The organism is Nocardia sp. NPDC050710 (assembly GCF_040654375.1).
Taxonomy (GTDB): domain Bacteria; phylum Actinomycetota; class Actinomycetes; order Mycobacteriales; family Mycobacteriaceae; genus Nocardia.
Genome location: NZ_JBFAHV010000006.1, coordinates 146,561 through 169,015, shown reverse-complemented (window position 1 = coordinate 169,015; position 22,455 = coordinate 146,561). Strand labels below are relative to the sequence as shown.

The window sequence follows — 22,455 nt, the reverse complement described above, 5'->3', positions numbered from 1 at the left end:
CCGAAATCCTTTCGCACCGCCCCTATTTCGCCGACACCGCGCGTCGGCGTCAGCATGGTATCCCAGCGCCGAGCGTGATGGGTGGTGTCCACTAGTATGGCTACCCATGGGTTGGGACGCCGGGCCCGGACCAGATCCGGATGGCCCGCACGCCGACCTCGCCGGACGCTGGGCGGCAGCACTCCGTGAGGGGGCCCGTGATCACATCGTGCCGATGAGTGCGGCCGAAGCACGCCTGCTGCTGTCGGAGCTGGTCGCCGAACTCGACGATGCCGCGGAACGCACGCCGCTGCCCACCGATCGGATCGCCGCTGTCGGCGCCCGGCTGGCCCGTTCGCATTTCGTCGGTAACGAGGTGCTCGGACGCAGCATCGCCGTACTCGGCGCGCATTTCTCCGCGTCCGGCAGGGTGGTGGAACTGCTCGGCGCCTTCGCCACCGGCTATCTGCGGGCGTTCCGCCGCTGGCTGCTGACCGAACAGGAGAGTGTCCGGGCCGCTGAGATCGCCGCCCGCCGGGCCGCCGAGGAGCAGCTGCGCACCAGCGAGGCTCGGCTGCGGGCCGTATTCGCCCAGGCCGGGATCGGTACCGGCCTGTCGGATATGGCCGGACGGATCATCGAGGTCAATACCGCGTTCGCGCATATGCTCGGCTACGAGCCCGCCGATATGTGCACACTCTCGGTCACCGATCTCAGCCATCCCGACGACCCTCCCGGCATGTGGGAGCTCTACAGTGCGCTGCTGCGCGGCGAACACGACAATGTCCAACTGGAGAAGGCGTATCCGCATCGCGACGGACACGCGGTGTGGACCAATCTCAATGTCTCGCTGATCCGCGACGAGCACGGCGATCCGCAGTACACCTTGGTTCTGGTGGAGGACATCTCCGAGCGGCGCGCACTACGCCAGCGGCTGCACTACCGCGCCCACCACGACGAGCTCACCGGCCTGCCGAACCGGTCCCGCTTCATCGACGCGCTGACCGTCGCATTCGCCGACCCCACCGCCCGGGTCGGGCTCTGCTACCTCGACCTCGACCATTTCAAGAGCGTCAACGACACCTTCGGACACGCGGCGGGCGACGAACTGCTGATACAGGCCGCCGTCCGCCTGCGTGCCTGCACCGCGCGGCCCAGCGATCTGGTGGCCCGGATGGGCGGCGACGAATTCGTCATCCTGGTGCCACACGCAATCGGCCCGGGGGCGGTGGCCGAATTGGCCCGTACCGTACTCGACGCGCTGGCCCGGCCGTTCGACGTCCAGGGCCACCACCTCACCGTCTCCGCCAGCATCGGGGTGATCGAGGACCGCACCGCGCACGCCACCGCCGACGAATTCCTCCAGGCCGCCGACACCACCATGTACTGGGCCAAGGCCGCGGGGCGCGATCGGTTCGCGGTATTCGACGCCGATCGCGGCAGGCACGAGCACACCCGGGCCGAGCTGTCGGCCGCCATGCCCGCCTCGTTCACCCGCGGTGAGTTCTTCCTCGACTATCAGCCCATCGTCGCGCTCCCCGATCGGCGGCTGGTCGCGGTCGAGGCGCTGGTGCGCTGGCGGCACCCGGATCTGGGCATCCTGCCTCCGGCCCGGTTCGTCGATCTCGCCGAGGACAACGGTCATATCGATGCGCTCGGCGCACTGGTGCTGGAACTGGCCTGCCGTGACAGCAGGCGTTGGCACGACCGCTTTCCCGGCCGCACGCCGACCGTCAGCGTCAATGTCTCCGCCAGCGAGGTGGCGGATCCGGGCTGGCTGGATCGCGTGCAACGCATCATCGCCGACACGGGTGTGCCGCCGGAGCACCTACAACTCGAACTGACCGAGCGCACCTTCATGCAGACCACCGGGCGTCCGCTGGATGCCCTACGAACCCTGGCCGATACCGGAGTCCGTATCGCCATCGACGATTTCGGAACCGGCTACTCCAATCTCGCCTATCTCGGCCAACTACCACTGCACGTCGTCAAGCTGGCGGGCCCGTTCATTCAGCGCATCCGCACCCCGGATACCCCGAGTCGCACCGATCTGGTGGTCCTCGAAACCATCATCGACCTCACCCACGCGCTCGGCCTCACCGTCACCGCCGAATGCGTCGAGACTCCGTACCAGGCCGAGTGCCTGCACGATCTGGGCTGCGACAGCGCCCAGGGCTGGCACTTCCACCGGCCCATGCCCGCCCACCAGATCACCGAACTCCTCGCCGCGTCCGAGGTCGACCCGGTCCATTAGTACAGTGCGGGGCCTATCTCGATATGCAGTCCGCCGGGGCCGTCGGCGACCGATCGCACCGTCCAGATCCGCTCCGGCACCACCGTCCCCGCGCTCGTGGTGTATCCGGCGACCTCGAGCACCTGCTGCCCACGCGCATCGTGTGCGACGGCGGCATCGGTGATCGACCCGTCGGCGAAGAGCACCTGATACTCGTCGGCCGAATCATCCACGCCGACAATGACTCCGGGAAACAGATGGGAATAGTCGACCGTCATCCGGCCCGGCGGGCCGGAACCCGCGCGATGCTGTGCCATGGACCCGCTCCTCCTCGTCGCCGAGCCGACAGACCCCATACCTCCCACAGCAGGGCGGCGACAAGGCCCGAAGCAACTCAACAGATACCATGATCCGGCCCCGGATATCGGCGGATCGCACCGGTTCGCGAATCCGGTTCTCGCACCGAACGCGTCGCCCGGAAACCCGCACGCTGGGCATATCTCCGCACCCGCCGCCGCGCACGGTGGCAGCGACAACACGGCGCGCATCCCGCGTCACCGGTTGCCAGCCCATAACCCGAAAGGGTGGCTCCCATGGTCGCGATCGGTGTCGAAAATATCCCTGGGCATGGGGTGGCGTGCGCTGGCATGCTGACGAGGTGGACACCGGGGAGATCACGATCGACTTCGCACCCGAGCTGGCGCTATTTGTGGGTGCGGCGCGCCGGGGTGTGCGGTCGGCCGCGCGGGTCGACGGCGTGTCGACCCTCGGGCATGTGGTGGAGTCGCTGGGGGTGCCACTCACCGAGGTCGGCGCACTGAGGGTGGACGGACACGCGGTGGATCCGTCGCATGTTCCGGCCGCCGGGGAGACCGTCTCGGTGCGTGCGGTGCCGCGACCGCAACGCCACACCGAACCGCTGCGGTTTCTGCTGGATATCCATCTCGGGACGCTGGCGCGGCGGCTGCGGCTGCTCGGTATCGACGCCGCGTACGAGAATCCCGATATCGGCGACGCGGCACTGGCCACCCGGTCCGCGACCGAGCGCCGGGTGCTGCTCTCGCGCGATCGCGGACTGCTGCGGCGGCGCGAGATCTTCGCGGGCGCCTATATCTACAGCCACCGTCCCGCCGATCAGCTCGACGATGTGCTGTCCCGCTTCGCACCGCGGCTGGCGCCGTGGACCAGGTGCACCGCCTGCAACGGCGTGCTGCGGACGGCGGATAAGGAGTCGATGCGCGGGCAACTGCCGGACAGCACCGAGCAGACCTACGACACCTTCGCGCAGTGCGTCGAGTGCGGGCAGGCGTATTGGAAGGGGGCGCACCACGCGCGCCTCGACGAGATCGTGGCGCGCGCCACGGCGAAGTTCGGAGCCTGACCGACCGGTCTGTTTCCGTTCTGGAAAATACTTCTGCCGCAACGCATTCCGGACAACAGGATGTCCTCGATCTGTCCGGGCCCGCCGCCACGAATACCGACTGATCGCAGTTTTCTCCGATCACGCGTCGGTCCAGAGGAGGGTGGAGCGCTGCCATGGCTCAGGAACTGATCATTTCCCTCGTCGCCGCGGCCCTGGCGATGACCGTATTCGTGGCCGGGGACCGGGTGCGCCCGGAATCCTGGCGACAGACCGGGGACGAGGCCGCGGGCACCCTGGTACTCGACCTGATCAAGACATTCTTCACGGCCGTAGTCGCTTTCGTGGTGGTGATCAGCTGGCAGCAGTACCAGAACGCGCGCAACCACACCATCGCAGAGTCCAAGGCGCTCGTCGACACCTATTGGGCGGCGCACGCCATGCCCGCTCCCGAGAAACTCCGAATCCAGGGCCTGGTACGGGATTACACCGAGCAGGTGGTGGGGACCGAATGGGCGGTGATGGATCGCGACGGACGGCTCAGCCCGGATACACAGAAATCCCTGGACCAGCTCCGCGATGCCGTGGCCATGCTGAGCTCCCCCGATGCGAATGTCTCCGAACTGCGCGCGGAGGCCATGGCCGGCCTGGACCGGGTGGCGCAGGCCCGCCAGGACCGCGCCCTGGATACGCGCGAGGGGCTGCCCGGATTCCTCTATGTCGCACTGATTTTCGGTACGCTGCTACTTCTGCTCAGCCCGGTGCTCTCCGGTGTCCGGGTGACGCGGCGCAGCGTACTGATGACCGGACTGCTCGGCGTCGTGGTCGGGTCCGCGCTGCTGCAGATCCACAATCTCGATCATCCGTTCTCCGGCGGCAATATCGTCTCGAGGGATGCCTTCGACCTCGCGCTGGCCCGCTTCGAGCAGATCAGTTAGCGACGGCGCGGATGAGATCGGGCATATCACGCAGCAGGGCAGGGGTATTCGCGGTGCTCTCGCTGGCCGCCGTGGGCGCGGGCGCACCCGCGACCGCCGATCCGACATTGCCGATCACCCCGGGCGATATCGTGTCCGGCAGTGCGATCCGGGTGGATCCCGGGCTCGCGACCGGCAGTTCCGGGCTCGGCATCCCGCTGAGCCTCGAACCGGCGCCTTCGATGCGAGGATTCGCCGGAACCGGCGGCGCCGCCGTCGAACCCGCCGCGCCGATCGAGGCGGCGATCCCGGATCCGGTGGCGGCGAGCCCGGCCGAGGCCCTGGGGCTCGACACCGGCAGCGTCGCCACCGCGTGCACCGGCAGCGCGGTCATCGGAAGCGCGGCGATCCTGCTCGGAATGGCAACCGGCAGCGGATCGATCGGACCTGCTCTGATCGGTCCGGGCTCCAGCGGATCCGGCCCGGGCAGCGCCGCGGTCGGCAGCGCCGCGACCGGCAGCGCCATCCTGACCTGCCTGCTCTTACTTCCCGGCCCGCCCGCGCCCGCACCCGGCATCCCACTCCGACTCGGCCCGCCCCCGGAGCCCGCACCGGCGGTCGTCCTCGCGCCGCCGGAGCCCGCCGCCGAACCCGCCCCGCGGGCCGAAATCCCCTTCGTCGCCATGCCACCACGGATCAGAGAGGCGGAACCCATCGAACCGGTGGCGGATCTCGTCGCCTGGAACCTGTTGGAACTGGTGACCGTTCTGGTCGTCACGGTCATCGCTGCCTTCCGCGGCGGTCGGACACCGGGCAGCGGCGATCGATCCGAAAGGCGTACGGACACAGCCTGACCGGGACAGAACGCCCGCCTCAGGAGAGTTTGCTGGGCGCGATCCTCCCATGAATGGCGAACAGCGCGACCGCGATATAGCATCGGCCCGCTCCTCACATTGCACAAGGCGGGACAGAACGTGACCAGTGGTATTCAGCGCGCCGCCTCGTCGCGCCGAGTTCGGCCGCGCCGAATGGCGACAGCGCAGGCGCCGACGCTCGCGATGTTGCTGACCGCGGCCGCGGAGTCGAATCCGGATGGGGTCGCGGCGTGTTGCGGCGAGGACACGCTCACCTATCGCGCGCTCGACGCGCGGTCCTCCCAGCTGGCCCGGATGCTGCTGGCGCAGGGCGCCGGGCCCGAGAATGCCGTCGCGATCGCCTTGCCGCGGTCGATCGATTCGGTGCTCGCGGTCTGGGCGGTGGCGAAGACGGGCGCCGCCTTCGTGCCGATCGACCCCGGATTTCCGCAGCCCCGCATCGAATTCCAGGTTCGCGACTGCGGCGCCCGGATCGGCCTGACGCACCGCGATCATCGGTCGACCCTCCCCGGCGACGTGCGCTGGTACGCCCTGGACGACCCCGAATCGGACGCCCTGGTGTCGGCCGAACCGGCCAACCCACTGTCCTATCTCGATCAGGCCGCGCCGGTGCGAATGTCGAATCCGGCCTACATCATCTACACCTCCGGGTCGACCGGTACGCCCAAAGGTGTGGCGGTCACCCACGCCGGGCTGGCCGGCCTGTGCGCCGAACAGATCGCGCGATATGCGCTCACCCACACCGCGCGCACCCTGCATTTCGCCTCGCCGAGTTTCGACGCCTCGATACTCGAACTGCTACTGGCCGTCGGCGCGGCCGCGACCATGGTGATCGCGCCCCCCACCCTCTACGGCGGCGCGGAGCTGGCCACGCTGCTGGCCGAACACGAGATCACCCACGCCTTTCTGACGCCGTCGGCCCTCGCCTCCATCGAACCGGCGGGTCTGGACGCGCTGCGCGTGGTCATTGTCGGAGGCGAACCCTGTCCCCCGGCCCTGGTGCGACGCTGGGCATTCGGCGGACGCGGCTTCCACAATGCCTACGGGCCCACCGAATCCACGATCGTGGCCACCATCAGCGCCTCGCTGACAACCCAGGCACCGGTGACCATCGGGACGGCGGTACCGGGTCTGCGCTGCCAGGTGCTCGATTCGCGGCTACGCCTGGTCGGGGTGGGTGTGGCGGGTGAGCTCTATCTTTCGGGTCCGGCGGTCGCCCGGGGCTATCAGGGCCGTCCGGGGCTGACAGCGCAGCGCTTCGTGGCCGATCCCCACGGCACACCCGGCACCCGGATGTATCGCACCGGCGATCTGGTCCGATGGGGCGCCGCGGGCGAACTCGAATACCTCGGGCGCGGCGACGACCAGGTCAAGATTCGCGGCTTCCGTATCGAACTCGGGGAGATCGACACCGCGCTGGCCGCGCTGCCCGGAATCCGGTCGGCCGTCACCGTCGACCGGAAGACCGTCGTGGGCGAGACCGAACTCGCGGCCTTCGTCGAGGCCGAGCCCGGCAGTGCGCCGGAGCCCGCCGAACTCGCGCACGCGATGGCGGGACGGCTACCCCGGTTCATGCTGCCGAGCTCGATCACCGTCATCGACCGGATACCGCTGACCCCGACCGGCAAGACCGACCGGGCGGCACTGCGCGCCCGGGTGACCGAACAGCAGACCTCGCGACGACTATCCGGTCTCGGCGAGGAACTCGTCGCTGCCGTCTTCGCCCATGTACTCGGCCGGGAGCTGGTCGGCGCGGATTCCGATTTCTTTGCGGCCGGGGGCAATTCGATTCTCGCCACCCAGGTCGCGGCGCGCCTGAGCGAGACCTGCCGATTGCGGATTCCGGCCCGGCTGGTGTTCGACCATCCCACCGTCGCCACGCTGGCGAAGGCCATCCAGTCCCAGCGGTTCGACAGCGCCCGCCCGGCGCTGCTGGCCCGCACGCGCCCCGGACGAATCCCCCTGTCCCCGGCGCAATTGCGGTTCTGGCTGCGCAACCAGTTCGACACCGACTCCGCGGTGGACAATATCGGCTTCGCGATGCGCGTCTCCGACACAGAACTCGACGTGGCGGCATTGCGCGCGGCGTTCGCCGACACCGTGGCACGGCACGAGGCGTTGCGCACCCGGTATCCCGCCGATGCCGATGGACCCCGCCAGCAGGTGCTCGATACCGACAGTGTGGTAGGCGAATTCGCCATCGAGGAGGTGCCCGCCGAGGCGGTCGAGTCCCGGGTACGCGAGATATTGCGCCGCGGCTTCGACGTGGCTGCCGAAGTGCCGCTGCGCATCCGGCTGCTGCGCACCGAGGGCGGGTACGTGCTGGCCTTCACGGTGCACCACATCTGCGCGGACGGCTCGTCACTGGCTCCGCTGGCCGTCGACATCGCCACCGCCTACGCCGCGCGCAGTTCGGGCGCGGCACCGGGCTGGCGTCCGTTGGATGTGCAGTACGCCGACTACGCCCTCTGGCAGCAAGAGGTTCTCGGCGACCGCGCCGATCCGAATTCGCCACTGTCGCGGCAACTCGACTACTGGACACGGGAATTGGCCGGGTTGCCCGATGAGCTCGATCTGCCCGCCGATCGGCCACGGCCCGCCACGGCATCGCTGCGCGGCGCGGCCGCGCAGCGGACGACCTCCGCGCCCCTGCACCGCGACCTTCTCGCCGTCGCGCGGGGGCATAAGGCGACGCTGTTCATGGTGATGCGGACCGCGCTGGCGGTACTGCTCGCCCGGCTCTCCGGGACCACCGATATCGCCATCGGCGTGCCGATGACCAATCGCGCCGAACCCGCGCTGGACCATCTCGTCGGAATGTTCGTCAACACCACGGTGTCCCGGACCCGGATCGACCCGGCGGAAAGTTTCGCGGAGTTGCTCACCCGGACCAGGGAGCGCGACCTCGCGAATTTCGCGCACGCCGAGGCGCCGTTCGAGCACATCGTGGATGCCGTCGACCCGGTGCGCTCGCCGGGGCGTCATCCGCTGTACCAGGTCGGTTTCGCCTTCCAGAACTTCGCCCAGGCCAGTCTCGAACTACCCGGGCTGAGCTTCTCCTTCGTCGATGTCGATGCCACAACGGCCAAGACCGACCTGCATATCGTGGTGGTGGATACGATCGGCGTCGACGGCAGTCCGGGGCCGATCGCCATCCGGTTCTGTTATGCCACCGACCTTTTCGACGAGGAGACGGTGCAGCGGTTCCTCGACTGTTATCTGCGCGTACTGCACGAAGTGGCGGCGGATCCCACGGTCACGGTCGGCGATATCGATATCGTCGACCCGGCCGAGCAGCGGCGGATCCGGACCTGGTCCACCGGACCCGAACGCGGGGTCGCGACGGAGACGCTGAACGCCGCATTGGGACGGCACGCCAGTACGACACCGGATGCGGTCGCCGTGATCCGCGGCGCGGATTCGGTGACCTACGCGCAGCTCTACCGCCGCGGAAATCGACTGGCCCGCTGGCTCATCGCGCAGGGCGTCGGCCCGGAGACGGTGGTCGCGGTGGCGATGCGCCGCTCCATCGACCAAGTGGTGGCGCTCTGCGCCATCGTGGCGGCGGGCGGTTGCTGGGTGCCGATCGATCCCGACCATCCTGGCGACCGCATCCGATATGTGGTGGAAGCCGCCGCACCGCGCTGCGTGCTCACCACCGTCGCGGACGCGTTCGCGGTCACCGCCGCGCATCCGATCGACACCCTGGACCTGACGCCGTTCAGCCCGGAACCGGTGCTCGACGCCGAACGCCGCGCACCACTGTGCGGGGCCAACCCGGCCTACGTCATCTACACCTCCGGTTCCACGGGTCGCCCGAAAGGCGTTGCGGTCAGCCACGATGCGATCGTCAACCAGCTGGCGTGGATGCAGGACCGCTACCGGGTCGACGCCGCGGACCGCTACCTGCAGAAGACCCCGGCGACATTCGACGTATCGCTGTGGGGGTACTTCCTGCCGCTGCGCGCGGGGGCCACGATGATATTGGCCGGGCCGGACGAACACCGAGATCCGGCGGCGCTGGGCCGGTTGATCGCCGAACACCGAATCACCCTCACCGATTTCGTGCCGTCCATGCTCTCGGTCTTCGCGACACATGCCTCCGCCGCCGAACTCGCCTCGCTGCGTGCGATTTTCGTGATCGGCGAGGCGCTGCCGCCGGAGACCGCGCGGGCATTCGGTGCGGTCTGCGCCGCCGAGGTGCACAACCTGTACGGTCCGACCGAGGCCGCGGTGAGCATTACCGAGCATCATGCGCGGGCCGCCGACCAGGTCGCGGCCGCGGTGCCGATCGGTGTGCCGGAATGGAACTCCCGATGCTTCGTCCTGGACGAGCGCCTGCGCTCGGTGCCGATCGGCGCGGTCGGCGAGCTCTATCTGGCGGGTATCCAGCTCGCTCGCGGCTACCACGGAGCGCCCGGGCTCACCGCCGGTCGCTTCGTCGCGAATCCGCTCGACGACACCGGTGCGCGGATGTACCGCACCGGTGATCTGGTGCGCTGGAACCCCCGCGGCACATTGGATTACCTCGGGCGCACCGACTTCCAGGTGAAGGTGCGTGGACATCGGATCGAACTGGGCGAAATCGAAACCGCACTGCTCGCCGATCCCGACGTCGGCCAGGCGGCGGTGGCGGTACAACCGTCCGAGGGCGGGGTCCGGCTGGTCGGCTATGTGGTGCCCGCGCCCGGCGCCTCGGTCGATCCGGATGCGTTGCGGCGCTCGGTTTCCCGGGTGCTGCCGGGATATATGGTGCCCGCGGCGGTGATGTCTCTGACATCCTTTCCCGTCAATACCAGTGGCAAACTCGATCGGAAGGCCTTGCCACGGCCGGTATTCGCCGCGCGTGAGGGAGCCGCACCGTCGACGCCGCTCGAACGCGCGATCGCCGAGGTCTTCGCCGAGGTGCTCACCGTATCCCCGATCGGGGTCGAGGACGACTTCTTCGAGCTCGGTGGCTCCTCGCTGATGGCCTTCACGCTGCACCAACGGCTCTCGGCCCGGCTCGGGCGCGATGTGCCCATGTCCGCGCTGCTCGCCACCCCCACGGTCGGCGCGCTCGCCGCATCGTTCGCCGGGTCGGCGGCACCGGTCCGCGACACCGCCGCGGCCGCCGACGCCGTCCTGGAACCCGAGATCGCCCCCGGTGACACCACGCCGATCCACACCGGACCGGTGCGCGAGGTCCTGCTGACCGGTGCGACCGGTTTCCTCGGCGCACATCTGCTCCGGGAACTGCTGGACCACACCGACGCCCGGGTGTGGTGTCTGGTCCGTGCGGCGGGCGTGGACGCCGGGACCAATCGGATCCGCCGCGCACTGACCCGGTACCGGCTGTGGGATGCCGCGACGGCCGACCGGATCGTCGCCGTCCCCGGCGATCTCGCCGCACCGCGGTTGGGATTATCCGACGCCGATCACGATCATCTCGCCTCGACCATCGACGCGATCTATCACAACGGCGCGCGCGTCAATCACGTCGACCCGTATGCCCGGCTGCGTGCCGCCAATGTCGAGAGCACCAGGGAGGTGCTGCGGCTCGCGTCGACCCGCCGGATCAAGGCGGTGCATTTCATCTCCACCATCGGCGCCACCGTCGGCACCCAGCCGGTCGACGGGCCCATCGCGGAGACGCTGCGGCTGCGCGCCGATCAACTGCCCGACAATGGCTATGCCCAATCCAAGTGGGCCGCAGAAGAATTGGTCCGGCAGGCGGGCGCGCGCGGTATTCCCGTCGGCATCTATCGCCCGGGGACCATCTGCGGTGATCCCCGCGCCGGCGTGAACAGCGCCGACGACTCGTTCTGGAATATGATTCGCGCCGCCGCGATCCTCGGCATGGCGCCCGAGATCGGCGACGCGACCGTCTCGCTGGTTCCCGTGAGCTATGTGGCCCGCGCGATCGTCGAGATCGCCGCGACCGAACCGTCCGCGGCGGTGTATCACCTGGTCAATCGGATCCCGGTGCCGGTAAACGAGGTCTTCGACAGCCTGCGCGAACACGGCTTGCCCGTGGCGATCGAACCGCTGGAGGTCGTCTCCGCCGCGCTGGACCGGGAATCCCGGTTGCGCAACGCCGCGGGCGACGACTCCCTGGTCCGCGCCGCGCTGCTCAGCGCGAACTACGCCGGGCTCGCCGCCGACCTCGACTGGTCCGATTCCGACGCCAGAGAAGCGCTGCGCGGCACCACCATCGAGTGCCCGACGGTGGACCGCCCGGCACTCGACGCCTACATCAGGGAGTTCCTGGTATCCGGATTCCTCCCGGCGAACTGAGCGGTCCCGACACCGAGTTCACTGCGGCTCAGTGCAACCGATAGCGGCTGGTGGGGATGAGGTCGAGATCACGGTCCGCGCCGAAGGTGGCGACGCTGCGCATCATGCGTTCGATGCGGCGGTTCAGCTCCTCGGGGGCGCCGCCGCTGCCGTAGAAGGCGTGCGGATCGGCCAGTGCCTCGATCGGGAACTGTTCCTCGACGATCGCTGCGATCTCGGGCGCGCCCACGGTGGCGGGGGCGAGGACCCGATTCTGGACATAGCCGAAGGTGGCCTGGGTTTCGATGGCGACGGGAGTGTGATGGGTGCGCCAGCACTCGAGCCATTCGTCGTAGGGCTGGGATTCGGGGCGACGCAGGAAGGCGATATTCGCCAGGCCGGGGGTGCGTTCCCCGACCGGGAGCGCGGGGAGTTCGAGCAGCACGCGTTCCTCGACCTGCCAGCCCGCGCTGCGCGCCGCCGCCGACCCGACCGCCTCGATCACCGCTGCCGGATCGCGATCGGCGGGCAGCCAGACGCTCACCACCGCCTGGATCGGGTCGTCGAAGGTGGTGAGCCGCAACATGGCCGAGGCGACGGCGGCATCGGAGACATTCACCTGTAGTCGCCGCGCACCGGCCGCGACACATCGGGCGGTGAACCCGGGGTCCAGTAGGTCGCGGACGCCCCAGAGCGCGAAGACGAGCTTTGTCGAAGCCACCGAACCACCCTCGTTCTGTAACAGGTTTCAGTTTGTTCGCGCAGCGTAAATCGCCATATCCCGGCGGTCAACGATCCATCCCGGAGAACGAGCTATTGACGATAGGGTGCGCCCGCCGCGCCGGCGGCCGCGGTGAACGCCTGCCTGATCTGCGGCCAGAACAACGTGTCGACGCAGGAGTACTGCGGAAAGAAGCCGTTGCAGCCCCCGTCACCGCGCGGTCCGATCTCGATCACCAGCGCGGCGACACCCAGCGCGCCGTACGCCTGGTCCAAACTCGTGCCAGAGACCGGGTAACCGACGGTCTCCTCCGGGGTGCCCGTGCCGAAGCCGGGCGGCGCGATCCGGTCGGCGAGGCGGCGCAACTGCGCGCCGTCCTCGGGCCCGGTCACCGCGGGGGTGAGGACATAGTTGCCGTAGGAGTGCAGGTCGATGATCAGGCCGGAGGCGGTATCGGGCACTTCGACAGGATCGGAACCATCGCGCTGATCGGCGAAGATATTCGACATCAATCCTTCGAGTGCCCGGGTCTCCGGCTCCGAGGTGGGATGTGCGCCGCGATAGTCGCTATCGCACGGCTCGGCGCTGGAACCCGGCTCACCCCACCGTTCGGTGAAGTTCCGTTCCAGATCGACGCCCCGTTCGTAGTAGCGTGCCTCCTCCGTATCGTCCAGACAGGACTCTGGCGGCGCATCGAGATTTTTGCGCTGGAATCCCGGCTGGTCCCCGCCGGATGACACCACGTCGACGCCGTCGGGGTTGGCCACCGGGACGATCCAGACCTCGGTCTCGTCCAGGATCGCGGTCGCCACGGGATCCACGCCGTAGCCGTCGGCGAGATAGTCGATCCAGCGCCACATCAGTTCCCCGGTCGCGAGCTCCCTGGCGTGAATCTGGGCGATCAGCAACAACTTCGGTTTGCTCGACGCCTTCGACATGACACACCCGGCCGGTCGGAACAACCCGAGCCCCACCTTCGCGACCGCCTTCACCTGCGAACCGGCACCCGGTTCGACACCGGTCAGACAGAGCGCCCGCAGCGGATGGCCACCGCGTCCCTGGGTCGCCAACCAGGACTCGCCGATGCCGTAGGCCGTCGCGATTCCCGGGTAGGCCCGGCCCACAGTGTCGACGTGCCGGAGCATATCCGCCGCCGTGTGATACCCGCCGTAATAGGTCGGCCCGTACACCGTGCAGATCGGCCCGGAGCACACCAGCGGTTCCTCCGCGACCGCGCTACCCGCGCCGACGGCGACCAGCAGCCACCCCACCACCGCGGCGACCCACCCGCGCGAAACCCACATCGTCGTCCTCCCCTCCCGTGGATGCCAGGATACCCGGCCGCGAAAGTCCGCCCCGGCGTTCACAATCCGCGCACGCCCGTCAGGACTGCTCGTTCAGCGCGGGAGGCCGCCAACTACCGTCGAGGACCGAGAGTTCGGGCGCGTACAGGCGCATGGTGAGGGAGAACGGACCCGAGGCCGGGATGGGCAGCCAATTGCCGGTCGGTACGTCGGCGCCGGGATCGTCGTGCTGGACCGCGATCTCCACCGACCCGTCGGGTTCCGCGACCACCGGAACCTGATGTCCGACGGCGTAGATATCCGCCGGGTTGTCGATCAGGAAGCTGTCGGCATCGTAGGCGGTGATGGACCAGAACGCGCCGACCGGCGGCAATTGTCCCGGCGCGAAACGAATTCGGAACCGACGTGGTGTGCCGTTGACATCGGCATTGCCGAAGATGGTCGGATATACGGCATCCCGGGGCAGATTGGCGCCGAGCCCACGCAGTGCGACACTGGCGCGGACCAAATAGTCGGTGCCGTAAGCGCCGACATCGACGGCGAACTGCCAGCCGTTCTCGTCCTGGATCTTCGCATCGACGAAGGCGGCGATCCTGCGCTGAGCCTCGGCGGCGGCCGCGTCGAGAGTGTCCGCGGGCTGATTCACGGTGCCGCCCGGGGCTACACCGATGGTCGCGAAACGCTTCATCGCGGGCGCGTCCTCCGGCGCGGGCGGATCGGCGGCCATCAGCGCGTTCATCTTGGCGAAGAAGGTCGAACCGTCCATCGCCGCGACCTGCGCGGTCGGCGAGACCGACTTGTCCGACGGCGGTGCGGCGGCGGTCGGCTCGAGTGGACCATTGTTCCATCGGCTCACCGGTACCAACCTCATCTGCCGTTGTATGGCCAGGACCTTGTCGACATCGTCCTGACCGTCGACCTGGATCCGACCGATCAGCCACGCGATATTCGTCGGCATCGACAGCTGGATGGTGTTCGCGGGCAGCGCACCGGACCATCCCGGGCCCGTGATGACATAGGTATACGGCGGGGTCGCCGCGCCCGCCCGGGTCTGCGGTTCGATGCTGCTCGGATCATGACGGGTATTGCTCCACGCGTCCAAGATCTGCATCAGCCAGTACCGCCCGGCCTCCATCGCGGGCACCTGGAGCACCATGGGCTCGGCCCTCAGATCCAGCCAGGCCTGCGAGTAGAGGGTGTCCAGGTTCAGCCGGACCACTTGGCGGTCGTCCGGGGTGGGCAGCGAAGTCGCGTGATCGAAGGTATTGGCCGGGGCCGCCGTTGCCCGGGTCGCATCCATCAGCACCAGCGGATATCCGAATACGTAGGCGTCGGTGGCTATCGACTTCGCGTCGTCGGCGTCGGCAGGTGGGCTGGGAGTAGTGGCCGAACCGTCACCGTCCGAAGCGCATGCGGTGGTCACCAGTACCGAGACCGTCAGCGCCGCCAGCGCGAGTAGCGACCCGTTCCTCGGGCGTCCACGTCTGCCGAAGACCATCGGCTCTCCTTCGCTCGGTTCGAAGACCTGGGGAACACCACGCACAACCGGCCTGTCGGTACGCGCCCTGATCCGACCGTATGGGCCGGATTTCGGCCCGTCCTCACACATTCCGGATGAGGTGCACGCGCGACGCCGCGCCGGAGTGCGTCACATACCGACCGGTTGCCTCGTGAGGCTCACCGCATTCGGCACGCGATTGTGTTCCGGATTACTCCGCCGTAACATGCATCTGAGACCGGCAAGTGTCACATCATGGGGTGGGCGCCGGCACCGGGAATTCGAGTGAGGAGACCTCGACGATGGGGTTCGGTACAGCGATGCGCTGGATCGCGGCAATCGGCTGCCGCCCTCCGACCGGATCTACTTCAGCCCGGACCTACTTCAGCGTGGAGCGCAATGCCCGCGCGAACGCATTGTCCTGACAGCTCTTCCGCGCAGAAAGTGCCCGTATGAAGTTCCGCCGTAGTACCTGGATGGGTGGATTCGCTGCCACCGTGCTCCTCACCCTGTCGCTGGCATCACCCCTGGCCGCCGCGCAACCCGAGACGACATGCGCCGAGCCGGGGATGGGCGCGGTTTTCGAACGCCGGGACGCGGACGCGGTCGGCATGGATCCGGCCGCGGTCAGCGACGCGATCGAGTTCGGCGCGAGCACCGGCGGCTACGCCGTGCAGATCTACCGGCACGGATGCCTGGTCGGCGAGCGCACCTCGACCGGGAATGTTCCGATGCCCCTGGCCAGCGGCAGCAAAGGGGTCGCCGCGGTCGCGGTGGGGCGGGCGGTCTCGCTGGGCTACTTCGGCGTGGACGATCGACTGGGGCGGTTCTTCCCGCAGGCCGATCCGGCGCATGCGGCGCTGACCGTGCGGCAGGTGCTGACCCAGACCACCGGCCTACACTTCAGCTGGCCCGCGGATATCGCCGGGATCTACACCGACGAGGTATCGCAGAACCTCAACGCTCCCTTCGATTACGAACCGGGCACCACCTTCCAATACGCACAAGCGGTGCTCGCGCTGCTACCGAAGATCATCGAGATCAGCACCGGCATCGACTTCCAGGAGTTCGTACAGCGAGAACTGATGGGGCCCTTGGGCATCGACCGCGACCAATGGGTGTGGCTGCGCGACCGCAGCGGCAACACCGCGGTCAACGGCGGGCTCGCCATGCGGCCGAGCGATCTCGCGCGGATCGGGCAACTACTGCTGCAACAGGGCCGCTGGCGGGACGAGCAGCTCATCGACGCCGACTATCTGCGGCAGGCGGTCGAACCGACCGAGGCCAACGGCGGCTACGGATTCCTGATGTGGCTCAACGCGGGTGACACCTATCGCGGAGTTAATGTTCCTGTCCCCCAGCACTATTCGCATTCAGTCTTCGTCGGCTCGCCGCGCGATATGTACGCCTTCTCCGGAGCGCTCGGCCAGTTCGTCGCGGTGGTGCCGAGCCGGGATCTGGTGATCGTGCGGTTGGGCATACCCAGCCGCGTCGACCCGAGCAATATCACCGGGTTGCTGACCGGCACCTCCAATCCGGATAACAAGGAGTACTTCCGGAGGGTCAATGCGGCGGTCGAGGATATGGCCGACGAACCGTTCGCCGACCCGTATGCCGTCACCGATCCCACCGTCCCGCTCGTCCGGAACCCGGAAGACCTCGCCGAACTCGCCGACCCGCTGAACGCCGCCGCCATCCTGCTCGGTGTCGGCCCCTACGCCTCGACGAATTGCAATGTGCTCTGGTGCAATGGAAAACCGGTGCCCGTCGACGTATTCCGGCTGCTCCTGGATGTGGGCGGCCAGGTGGCGGCCGCGGTGCAAGCCCTCGGCGACAGCCCGCGATAACAGGTCCGCCGATTTCCCACGTGCCGGGTCCGGGTTTCGAGTAGCCCCCTCCGACAACTCGAACCCACAGACCCGGACGCGACATTCGGCCCGCTCGCGGAACGGCGAGCGAGCCTTCGCCGTTCGGCCACGTTGCCGAACGGCGAAGGTCTCATCCCTGGCCCAGGGAGTACAGCGGCACCAACGTGCAGGGTGGCGGCACCGGATGTGCGGGGTCGAGGGCATTGCCGATCAATGCGACCGCGGTCGGTGAATACGGCTGGGCGAAGTGCTGGGAGAAGTCCGTCGGGCAGATGTCGTCGATGTACTGCGTGGTCGTATTCACCGCACCGTCCGGCGCTCGCATGCCACCGAAGAAGCCGATTTCGTCGGCGCGGCCGGTGATCTGGGTGTACCGGATATTCGGCCGCAGCACCTGCGCGGCGACGACCGACCACGGATCCAGGAAGTTGAGACCGAGCGGCGGTACCAACCCGTTGTAGAGGATCGCGTCGTACAGCGGCTTCGGAATCACCTCGCTCGCCACCGCCGCCACATCCACCGGCAGCCCGGTCATGGTGTAGGGCGAGGAGAGCAGCACCACCTGATCGACCTTGTCCTCGCCGCCGGTTTCGTTGACGAAGTACCGCGCGACCAGACCCCCTTGGGAATGTGCGACCAGGTCCACCTTCGACGCACCGGTCGCGGCGAGCACTCGATCGACCAGCGCGCCGAGCTCGGACGCCGACATCGGCATCGGATCCATGCCGTTCAGACCCGGCGGGACCCGGTACATCGAGCGTCCGTAGTTCAGCGTGAAGACACAGAACCCGTGGTTATACAGGTACGGCGCGAGCGCGGTCCAGTTCACCGCGGCGGAGAGGAAGGTCGAGCCGACCAGCACCACCGGCTCCGGATGCTCGACGGAGGCTGTACAGGAGTAGTCGTTGGCACCGGAAACCGCACCGTCCCAATCGGTATGCGCGATCTGCAGCATGCGGTCGTTGCCGTAGTACACCGGCAGTTCCGCCGTGGCGGCGGACCCGCATCCGAATATCACGGCAATGGCGGTGACCATCAGCACTGGTAGCGAAAGAGACTTCATCAGGGACCTTCACATGACGCTGGACGTTCCGGGCGACACGCTAACATGAACATGATTCAGGTTCATATACATCACCGATATTTCCGACCCCGTGGAAAGATGTATGCCGTGCCCTCCGAAGTACCGCTACGCCGCCGCGAACCGATCCAGCGCCGCAGCCGCGAACGCGTCGAGCAGATCTTGCAGGCGGCCCGGGAGTTGCTGGATGAAGGCGGCCCCGCCGCGGTGACCACCCGCGCCCTGGCCGCGCGCGCCGGGGTTCCGGTTGCCACGCTGTACCAGTACTTCGCCAATCGCGAAGCGGTGCTGCAAGAACTGACCCTGCGCAGCGTCGGCCAGATGGATGAGCAACTGTCCGGAAAGCTGGCCGGCATCGAAGCGAAAACCCTCGCCGAGGCGGTGGATCAGATCGTCGCCCTACATCACGCGCTGTATCGCGCGCACCCGGAAATGGTGACGATGTACTACTCACGCCGTGAATCCGGCCAATTCCCGGACGGTTATGAACATCGAATGCGGCTGGCGGGCATGGTGCACGCACTGCTGCTGGATCGCGGGCTGCTGCGCCAGGGAACCGACCGGCTCGTCACCGAGGTGGCCGTCGAACTCGGCGATCGAATCCTCGAATTGGCGTATCGCCGCTCACCCGAGGGTGATCCGACGATTCTCGCGCAGGCTCGAGTGGCGATAACGCGCTATCTGGCGGCGTACGCGCCCGCTGTCAGCGCTTGAAATCGCCCTCCAGCCGGTTGCGGGAACCGGGGTGGATCAATCGGGCGGCGCTCACCAGTCCGTGTTCGGACCAGGTGCGCCTGCGGATCAGCAGACACGGCTCGCCGCGATCGATCTGTAGCAGCCCGCATTCCTCCGGACTGCCGAGCACCGCCTCGACGACGTGCTCGCCGCGCACCAGCGGAGCCACCCGGCTCAGGTAGTCGTTCGGGGTCACCGCGGCGAAGTCCTGCTCTAGATATCCGGGCGCCTCGGTCGGGTTCACGAATCGGTCCTCGACCTGGATGGGGATGTCGTCCTCGTAATGCACGAGCACCGAGTGGAAGGCGCGCGGCCCGATCGCCTCCCGCACGAAGGCCTTGGCCTGCTCGGTCGATTCCTCGCGCACCAGAATCACCTCGGTGCGATGCCGGTGCCCGCACTGCTGGATCTCATCGGCGATGTTCTTGACCTCGAACAGCGGTGAGGACGTCTTGGTGCTGGCGACGAAGGTGCCGACCCCCATCATTCGCACGATCAGCCCCTCGGCGGTGAGTTCACGCATGGCCCGGTTGATCGTCATCCGCGACAGTCCCAGCGCGGTGACGAACTGGTTCTCCGACGGCAATTGGTCGCCCTCGGACCAGCGCCCGGACCGGATCTGGGCGGCCACCAGGTTCTTCACCCGCTCATAGGCGGGCGCCGACGAGCCGCCGACCTCGTCGTACAGCGCGGCGAGTGCTGCGTCCCCGTCGATCATCGCCATCCTTTGCACCCGTCTGTTCGGCCACCGCAGTCTAGCGACCGGAATCGGCCGCCGAGCGGCGCGAATCGAGTTGCCGCGCCACCGAACTCACCCTCTCGTCGATGAACTCCACTCTTGACAGATTTGTATATACAGGAATATACAACTTCCGGACGCAGATTGCGATCCAGCGCACACTCGCCGCCGGTCGTGTTCCGGGCCACGACGCCACCCGGACCGACCGGCAGCGGGCCGCATCCATCGCCGACTGGCCGCTGAATGCCCTGGTCAACACGGCCTCCGGCGCGTCCTGGGTGTCGATCCACCACGGCGGCGGCGTCGGTATGGGCCGATCCATCCACGCCGGTCAGGTGTGCATCGCCAATGGCACTGATTGCGCCTGGAATGTCACAGCCCTGACCTGCTACGGGCTCGGTATCGTCGTCCAGATCCCCTTCCTGGCGCAGAAGTTGTATACCGGTCCGGTCACCGACCTGCTCGGCGGCGCGGATATCTCGTGGATCGTCGGCATCCTGTTCACGGCGGCGATCTACTACCCGCTCGCCGCGCGCACCAGCAACCCGCCCGCCGCCATGATCTATCCGGCACACACCGAGATGGTCGACTCGCGGGCATGAACCAGCGAGGACATACCGTGCCCGACAGCGGTTCCCGGACCACCGTCCTGACGAATATCGGCACCCTCGTCACCAACGACCCGACCCTGGGCGATGGCCCGCTCGGGCTGCGCGACGACGCCACGATCGTCTTCGACGGCGGGGTGGTCGCCTGGGTCGGCGATGCGGCCCACGCACCCGCCGCCGATCACCGGGTCGACCTCGGCGGCCGGGCGGTGCTGCCCGGTTTCGTGGAAAGCCATTCGCACCTGGTCTTCGCCGGGGAACGCGCGGAGGAATTCGCGGCCAGAATGTCCGGCGAGAAGTACGCGGCGGGCGGTATCCGCACCACCATCGCGGCCACCCGGGCCGCCACCGACGAGCAACTCGCGGACAATATGCGCCGGTTGCTCGCCGAGGCGCTGCGCTCGGGCAGCACCACGGTGGAGTGCAAGACCGGATATGGCCAGACCACCCCGGACGAACTGCGCAGCGCCCAGGTGGCGGGCCGGTTCACCGACGAGGTGACCCTGCTTGCGGCGCATGTGCCGCCACCGGAGTACGCGGGGCGGGCCGACGACTACGTCGCGATGGTATGCGAGGAGATGATCGATGCCTGTGCGCCGCACGCGAAATGGATCGATGTCTTCTGTGAGCGCGGCGCCTTCGATCGGGAGCAGGCGCACGCCGTGCTCAGCGCGGGTATCGCGAAAGGGCTGGTGCCGCGAGTGCACGGCAATCAGCTCGGCCACGGTCCCGGCGTTCAGCTGGCGGTCGAATTGGGCGCGGCCTCGGTCGACCACGTCACCTACATCTCGCCCGCGGATATCGATGCCCTCGCGGGCAGTTCGACGGTGGCGACGCTGCTGCCCGGAGCCGACTTCTGCACGCGCAACAGCTATCCCGACGCGCGGGCGCTGCTGGACGCGGGCGTCACCGTGGCATTGGGGGCGGACTGCAATCCCGGCACCTGCTACACCACCAGCCTGCCGTTCTGTATCGCGCTCGCGGTGCGGGAATCGCGGATGACCCCGGCCGAGGCGGTGTGGGCGGCGACCGCGGGCGGCGCGCGGGCGCTGCGGCGCACCGATGTCGGGTGGCTCGGCATCGGGGCCAGTGCCGACGCCATCTCCCTCGACGCGCCGTCGTACCTGCATCTGGCCTATCGGCCGGGGGTGGCGCTGGTGCGCGAGGTGTGGAAGGACGGCCGCCTCGCCGTCGATCCGGAACCGAACGCGGAGGGAATGCGGTGACCGATCTGATCGCGCCGCCACCGTGGACCGGACGATCCGACGGCAGCGGCCTCGAACATCTGCGCTGGCATCACGTCGTGCGGCCGTACGAACCGGACAATGTCGCCGAAAATGGTTGTGTCGTTATCGGTTTCGCCAGTGACGAAGGGGTGCGCCGCAACCGGGGCCGCCCCGGGGCCGCCGCCGGGCCCGATGCCTTGCGGGCGGCGTTGGCCGGGCTGGCCCTGGACCGCGCGCGTTCGATCGAGGACGCGGGCACCCTCGCCGTCACCGCCGGCGAACTGGAGGCCGGACAGGCGGCGCTCGGCCGCACCGTCGCGGCGGCCATGGACGCGCACCGCCTGCCGGTGGTGCTCGGCGGCGGCCACGAAGTCGCCTACGGCACCTATCTCGGCGTCGCCGCCTCGCGGCTGCGGCAGGGCCGACCCCGGCTCGGAATCCTCAACCTGGACGCGCATTTCGACCTCAGGGGCGACCCGATCCCGAGTTCGGGCACACCGTTCCGGCAGATCGCGGCGGCCGAGCGGACCGCGGGCACCACCCACCGCTACGACGTGCTCGGCATCAGTCAGCCGAGTAATACGACGGCCCTGTTCGACACGGCACGGCAACTCGGCGTCCGCTACCTCCTCGACGAGCACTGCGGCAGCTCCGACCGCGACCGCGTGGATGTTTTCGTGACCGACGTCCTGGACGCCGTTGACCTGGTGTATCTGACCATCGACCTCGATGTACTGCCCGCGTCCGTCGCCCCCGGCGTCAGCGCCCCCGCAGCCTTCGGTGTGCCGATGGAAATCATCCAGCGGGTCTGCGACCGAGTCACCGTCAGCGGCAAACTGGCCGCCGTCGACGTCGCCGAACTCAACCCCGCCTTCGACATCGACAACCGCACCGCCCGCACCGCCGCCCGACTCATCCACCGCATCGTCGTCGGACACGTACCGCCCGTGCCAACGACGTGAGGGCATGCTTCGCGACCCGAGCCGCCATTCACGGCGCAATGTCTCATATCAACGAGTCGAGAGAAGATACAATGGCATATCCATCTCGAGCGTG

General features: G+C 68.1%; 15 protein-coding genes and 1 pseudogene. 10 read left to right on the top strand and 6 right to left on the bottom strand.

Annotated features, from left to right (window positions below):
- The first annotated feature begins 106 nt into the window (after nt 1–106).
- Entirely contained in the window at nt 107–2,233 is a 2,127-nt protein-coding gene (locus AB0H61_RS14385; protein ID WP_357303587.1) for an EAL domain-containing protein, read from the top strand.
- Here the strand turns inward: AB0H61_RS14385 and AB0H61_RS14380 are convergent.
- The gene (locus AB0H61_RS14380) at nt 2,230–2,529 is read right to left on the bottom strand and encodes a hypothetical protein (RefSeq protein ID WP_357303585.1); all 300 of its coding nucleotides are present in this window, start codon (nt 2,527–2,529) and stop codon (nt 2,230–2,232) included. The genes AB0H61_RS14385 and AB0H61_RS14380 overlap by 4 nt on opposite strands.
- Before the next feature lie 341 nt (nt 2,530–2,870).
- Between AB0H61_RS14380 and AB0H61_RS14375 the strand changes: the two genes are divergently transcribed.
- From AB0H61_RS14375 to AB0H61_RS14360, 4 genes are all read left to right on the top strand, one after another.
- Nucleotides 2,871–3,593 (top strand): Mut7-C RNAse domain-containing protein, encoded by a 723-nt coding sequence (locus AB0H61_RS14375; protein ID WP_357303582.1) that lies wholly within the window; start codon nt 2,871–2,873, stop codon nt 3,591–3,593.
- A 155-nt stretch (nt 3,594–3,748) separates the two neighbouring features.
- On the top strand, nt 3,749–4,510 hold the full coding sequence (locus AB0H61_RS14370) for a hypothetical protein (protein ID WP_357303579.1): 762 nt from the start codon (nt 3,749–3,751) through the stop codon (nt 4,508–4,510).
- 11 nt (nt 4,511–4,521) lie between these two features.
- A complete protein-coding gene (locus AB0H61_RS14365; RefSeq protein ID WP_357303577.1) occupies nt 4,522–5,343 on the top strand; it encodes a hypothetical protein in 822 nt (273 codons plus the stop codon).
- A gap of 174 nt (nt 5,344–5,517) precedes the next feature.
- The gene (locus AB0H61_RS14360; RefSeq protein WP_357303574.1) at nt 5,518–11,640 is read left to right on the top strand and encodes an amino acid adenylation domain-containing protein; all 6,123 of its coding nucleotides are present in this window, start codon (nt 5,518–5,520) and stop codon (nt 11,638–11,640) included.
- Between the two features lie 28 nt (nt 11,641–11,668).
- Here the strand turns inward: AB0H61_RS14360 and AB0H61_RS14355 are convergent, their stop codons facing one another.
- From AB0H61_RS14355 to AB0H61_RS14345, 3 genes are all read right to left on the bottom strand, one after another.
- Complete coding sequence (locus AB0H61_RS14355) at nt 11,669–12,340, bottom strand: hypothetical protein (protein ID WP_357303571.1); 672 nt, start codon at nt 12,338–12,340, stop codon at nt 11,669–11,671.
- 92 nt (nt 12,341–12,432) lie between these two features.
- Nucleotides 12,433–13,644: a M14 family zinc carboxypeptidase gene (locus AB0H61_RS14350; protein WP_357303569.1), complete on the bottom strand. Its 1,212-nt coding sequence runs from the start codon at nt 13,642–13,644 to the stop codon at nt 12,433–12,435.
- 79 nt (nt 13,645–13,723) lie between these two features.
- The gene (locus AB0H61_RS14345) at nt 13,724–15,142 is read right to left on the bottom strand and encodes a DUF1254 domain-containing protein (protein WP_357303566.1); all 1,419 of its coding nucleotides are present in this window, start codon (nt 15,140–15,142) and stop codon (nt 13,724–13,726) included.
- Between the two features lie 452 nt (nt 15,143–15,594).
- Here AB0H61_RS14345 and AB0H61_RS14340 point away from each other — a divergent pair, with 452 nt between their 5' ends.
- Nucleotides 15,595–16,989 (top strand): serine hydrolase, encoded by a 1,395-nt coding sequence (locus AB0H61_RS14340; protein WP_357303563.1) that lies wholly within the window; start codon nt 15,595–15,597, stop codon nt 16,987–16,989.
- Nucleotides 16,990–17,140: 151 nt separating this feature from the next.
- Here the strand turns inward: AB0H61_RS14340 and AB0H61_RS14335 are convergent, their stop codons facing one another.
- Nucleotides 17,141–18,073, bottom strand: a complete 933-nt coding sequence (locus AB0H61_RS14335; RefSeq protein WP_357303561.1) for an alpha/beta fold hydrolase — start codon at nt 18,071–18,073, stop codon at nt 17,141–17,143.
- A 108-nt stretch (nt 18,074–18,181) separates the two neighbouring features.
- On the opposite strand from AB0H61_RS14335, the gene AB0H61_RS14330 reads away from it, so the two are divergent.
- Nucleotides 18,182–18,805, top strand: coding sequence for a TetR/AcrR family transcriptional regulator (locus AB0H61_RS14330; protein WP_357303558.1), 624 nt, complete (start codon nt 18,182–18,184; stop codon nt 18,803–18,805).
- Here the strand turns inward: AB0H61_RS14330 and hutC are convergent.
- A complete protein-coding gene (gene hutC, locus AB0H61_RS14325) occupies nt 18,795–19,550 on the bottom strand; it encodes a histidine utilization repressor (RefSeq protein WP_357303556.1) in 756 nt (251 codons plus the stop codon). The two genes, AB0H61_RS14330 and hutC, sit on opposite strands and share 11 nt — an antisense overlap.
- A gap of 230 nt (nt 19,551–19,780) precedes the next feature.
- On the opposite strand from hutC, the pseudogene AB0H61_RS14320 reads away from it, so the two are divergent.
- The 3 genes and pseudogenes from AB0H61_RS14320 to hutG all read left to right on the top strand — a co-directional run.
- Nucleotides 19,781–19,930 (top strand): annotated as a pseudogene (locus AB0H61_RS14320) (hypothetical protein); the annotation flags it as partial.
- Nucleotides 19,931–20,184: 254 nt separating this feature from the next.
- Nucleotides 20,185–21,399 carry an imidazolonepropionase gene (gene hutI / locus AB0H61_RS14315; protein WP_357303941.1) on the top strand — a complete coding sequence of 405 codons (1,215 nt, stop codon included), beginning with the start codon at nt 20,185–20,187 and terminating at the stop codon, nt 21,397–21,399.
- Nucleotides 21,400–21,404: 5 nt separating this feature from the next.
- Nucleotides 21,405–22,361: a formimidoylglutamase gene (gene hutG, locus AB0H61_RS14310; RefSeq protein WP_357303938.1), complete on the top strand. Its 957-nt coding sequence runs from the start codon at nt 21,405–21,407 to the stop codon at nt 22,359–22,361.
- Nucleotides 22,362–22,455 lie beyond the last annotated feature (94 nt).

Bases quoted from the DNA above. Each gene is read 5' to 3' on its own strand.
- AB0H61_RS14385 (WP_357303587.1), top strand. From the start codon at position 107: ATGGGTTGGGACGCCGGGCCCGGACCAGATCCGGATGGCCCGCACGCC.
- AB0H61_RS14380 (WP_357303585.1), bottom strand. From the start codon at position 2,529: ATGGCACAGCATCGCGCGGGTTCCGGCCCGCCGGGCCGGATGACGGTC.
- AB0H61_RS14370 (WP_357303579.1), top strand. From the start codon at position 3,749: ATGGCTCAGGAACTGATCATTTCCCTCGTCGCCGCGGCCCTGGCGATG.
- AB0H61_RS14365 (WP_357303577.1), top strand. From the start codon at position 4,522: ATGAGATCGGGCATATCACGCAGCAGGGCAGGGGTATTCGCGGTGCTC.
- AB0H61_RS14360 (WP_357303574.1), top strand. From the start codon at position 5,518: ATGGCGACAGCGCAGGCGCCGACGCTCGCGATGTTGCTGACCGCGGCC.
- AB0H61_RS14350 (WP_357303569.1), bottom strand. From the start codon at position 13,644: ATGTGGGTTTCGCGCGGGTGGGTCGCCGCGGTGGTGGGGTGGCTGCTG.
- AB0H61_RS14345 (WP_357303566.1), bottom strand. From the start codon at position 15,142: ATGGTCTTCGGCAGACGTGGACGCCCGAGGAACGGGTCGCTACTCGCG.
- AB0H61_RS14340 (WP_357303563.1), top strand. From the start codon at position 15,595: ATGAAGTTCCGCCGTAGTACCTGGATGGGTGGATTCGCTGCCACCGTG.
- AB0H61_RS14335 (WP_357303561.1), bottom strand. From the start codon at position 18,073: ATGAAGTCTCTTTCGCTACCAGTGCTGATGGTCACCGCCATTGCCGTG.
- hutC (WP_357303556.1), bottom strand. From the start codon at position 19,550: ATGGCGATGATCGACGGGGACGCAGCACTCGCCGCGCTGTACGACGAG.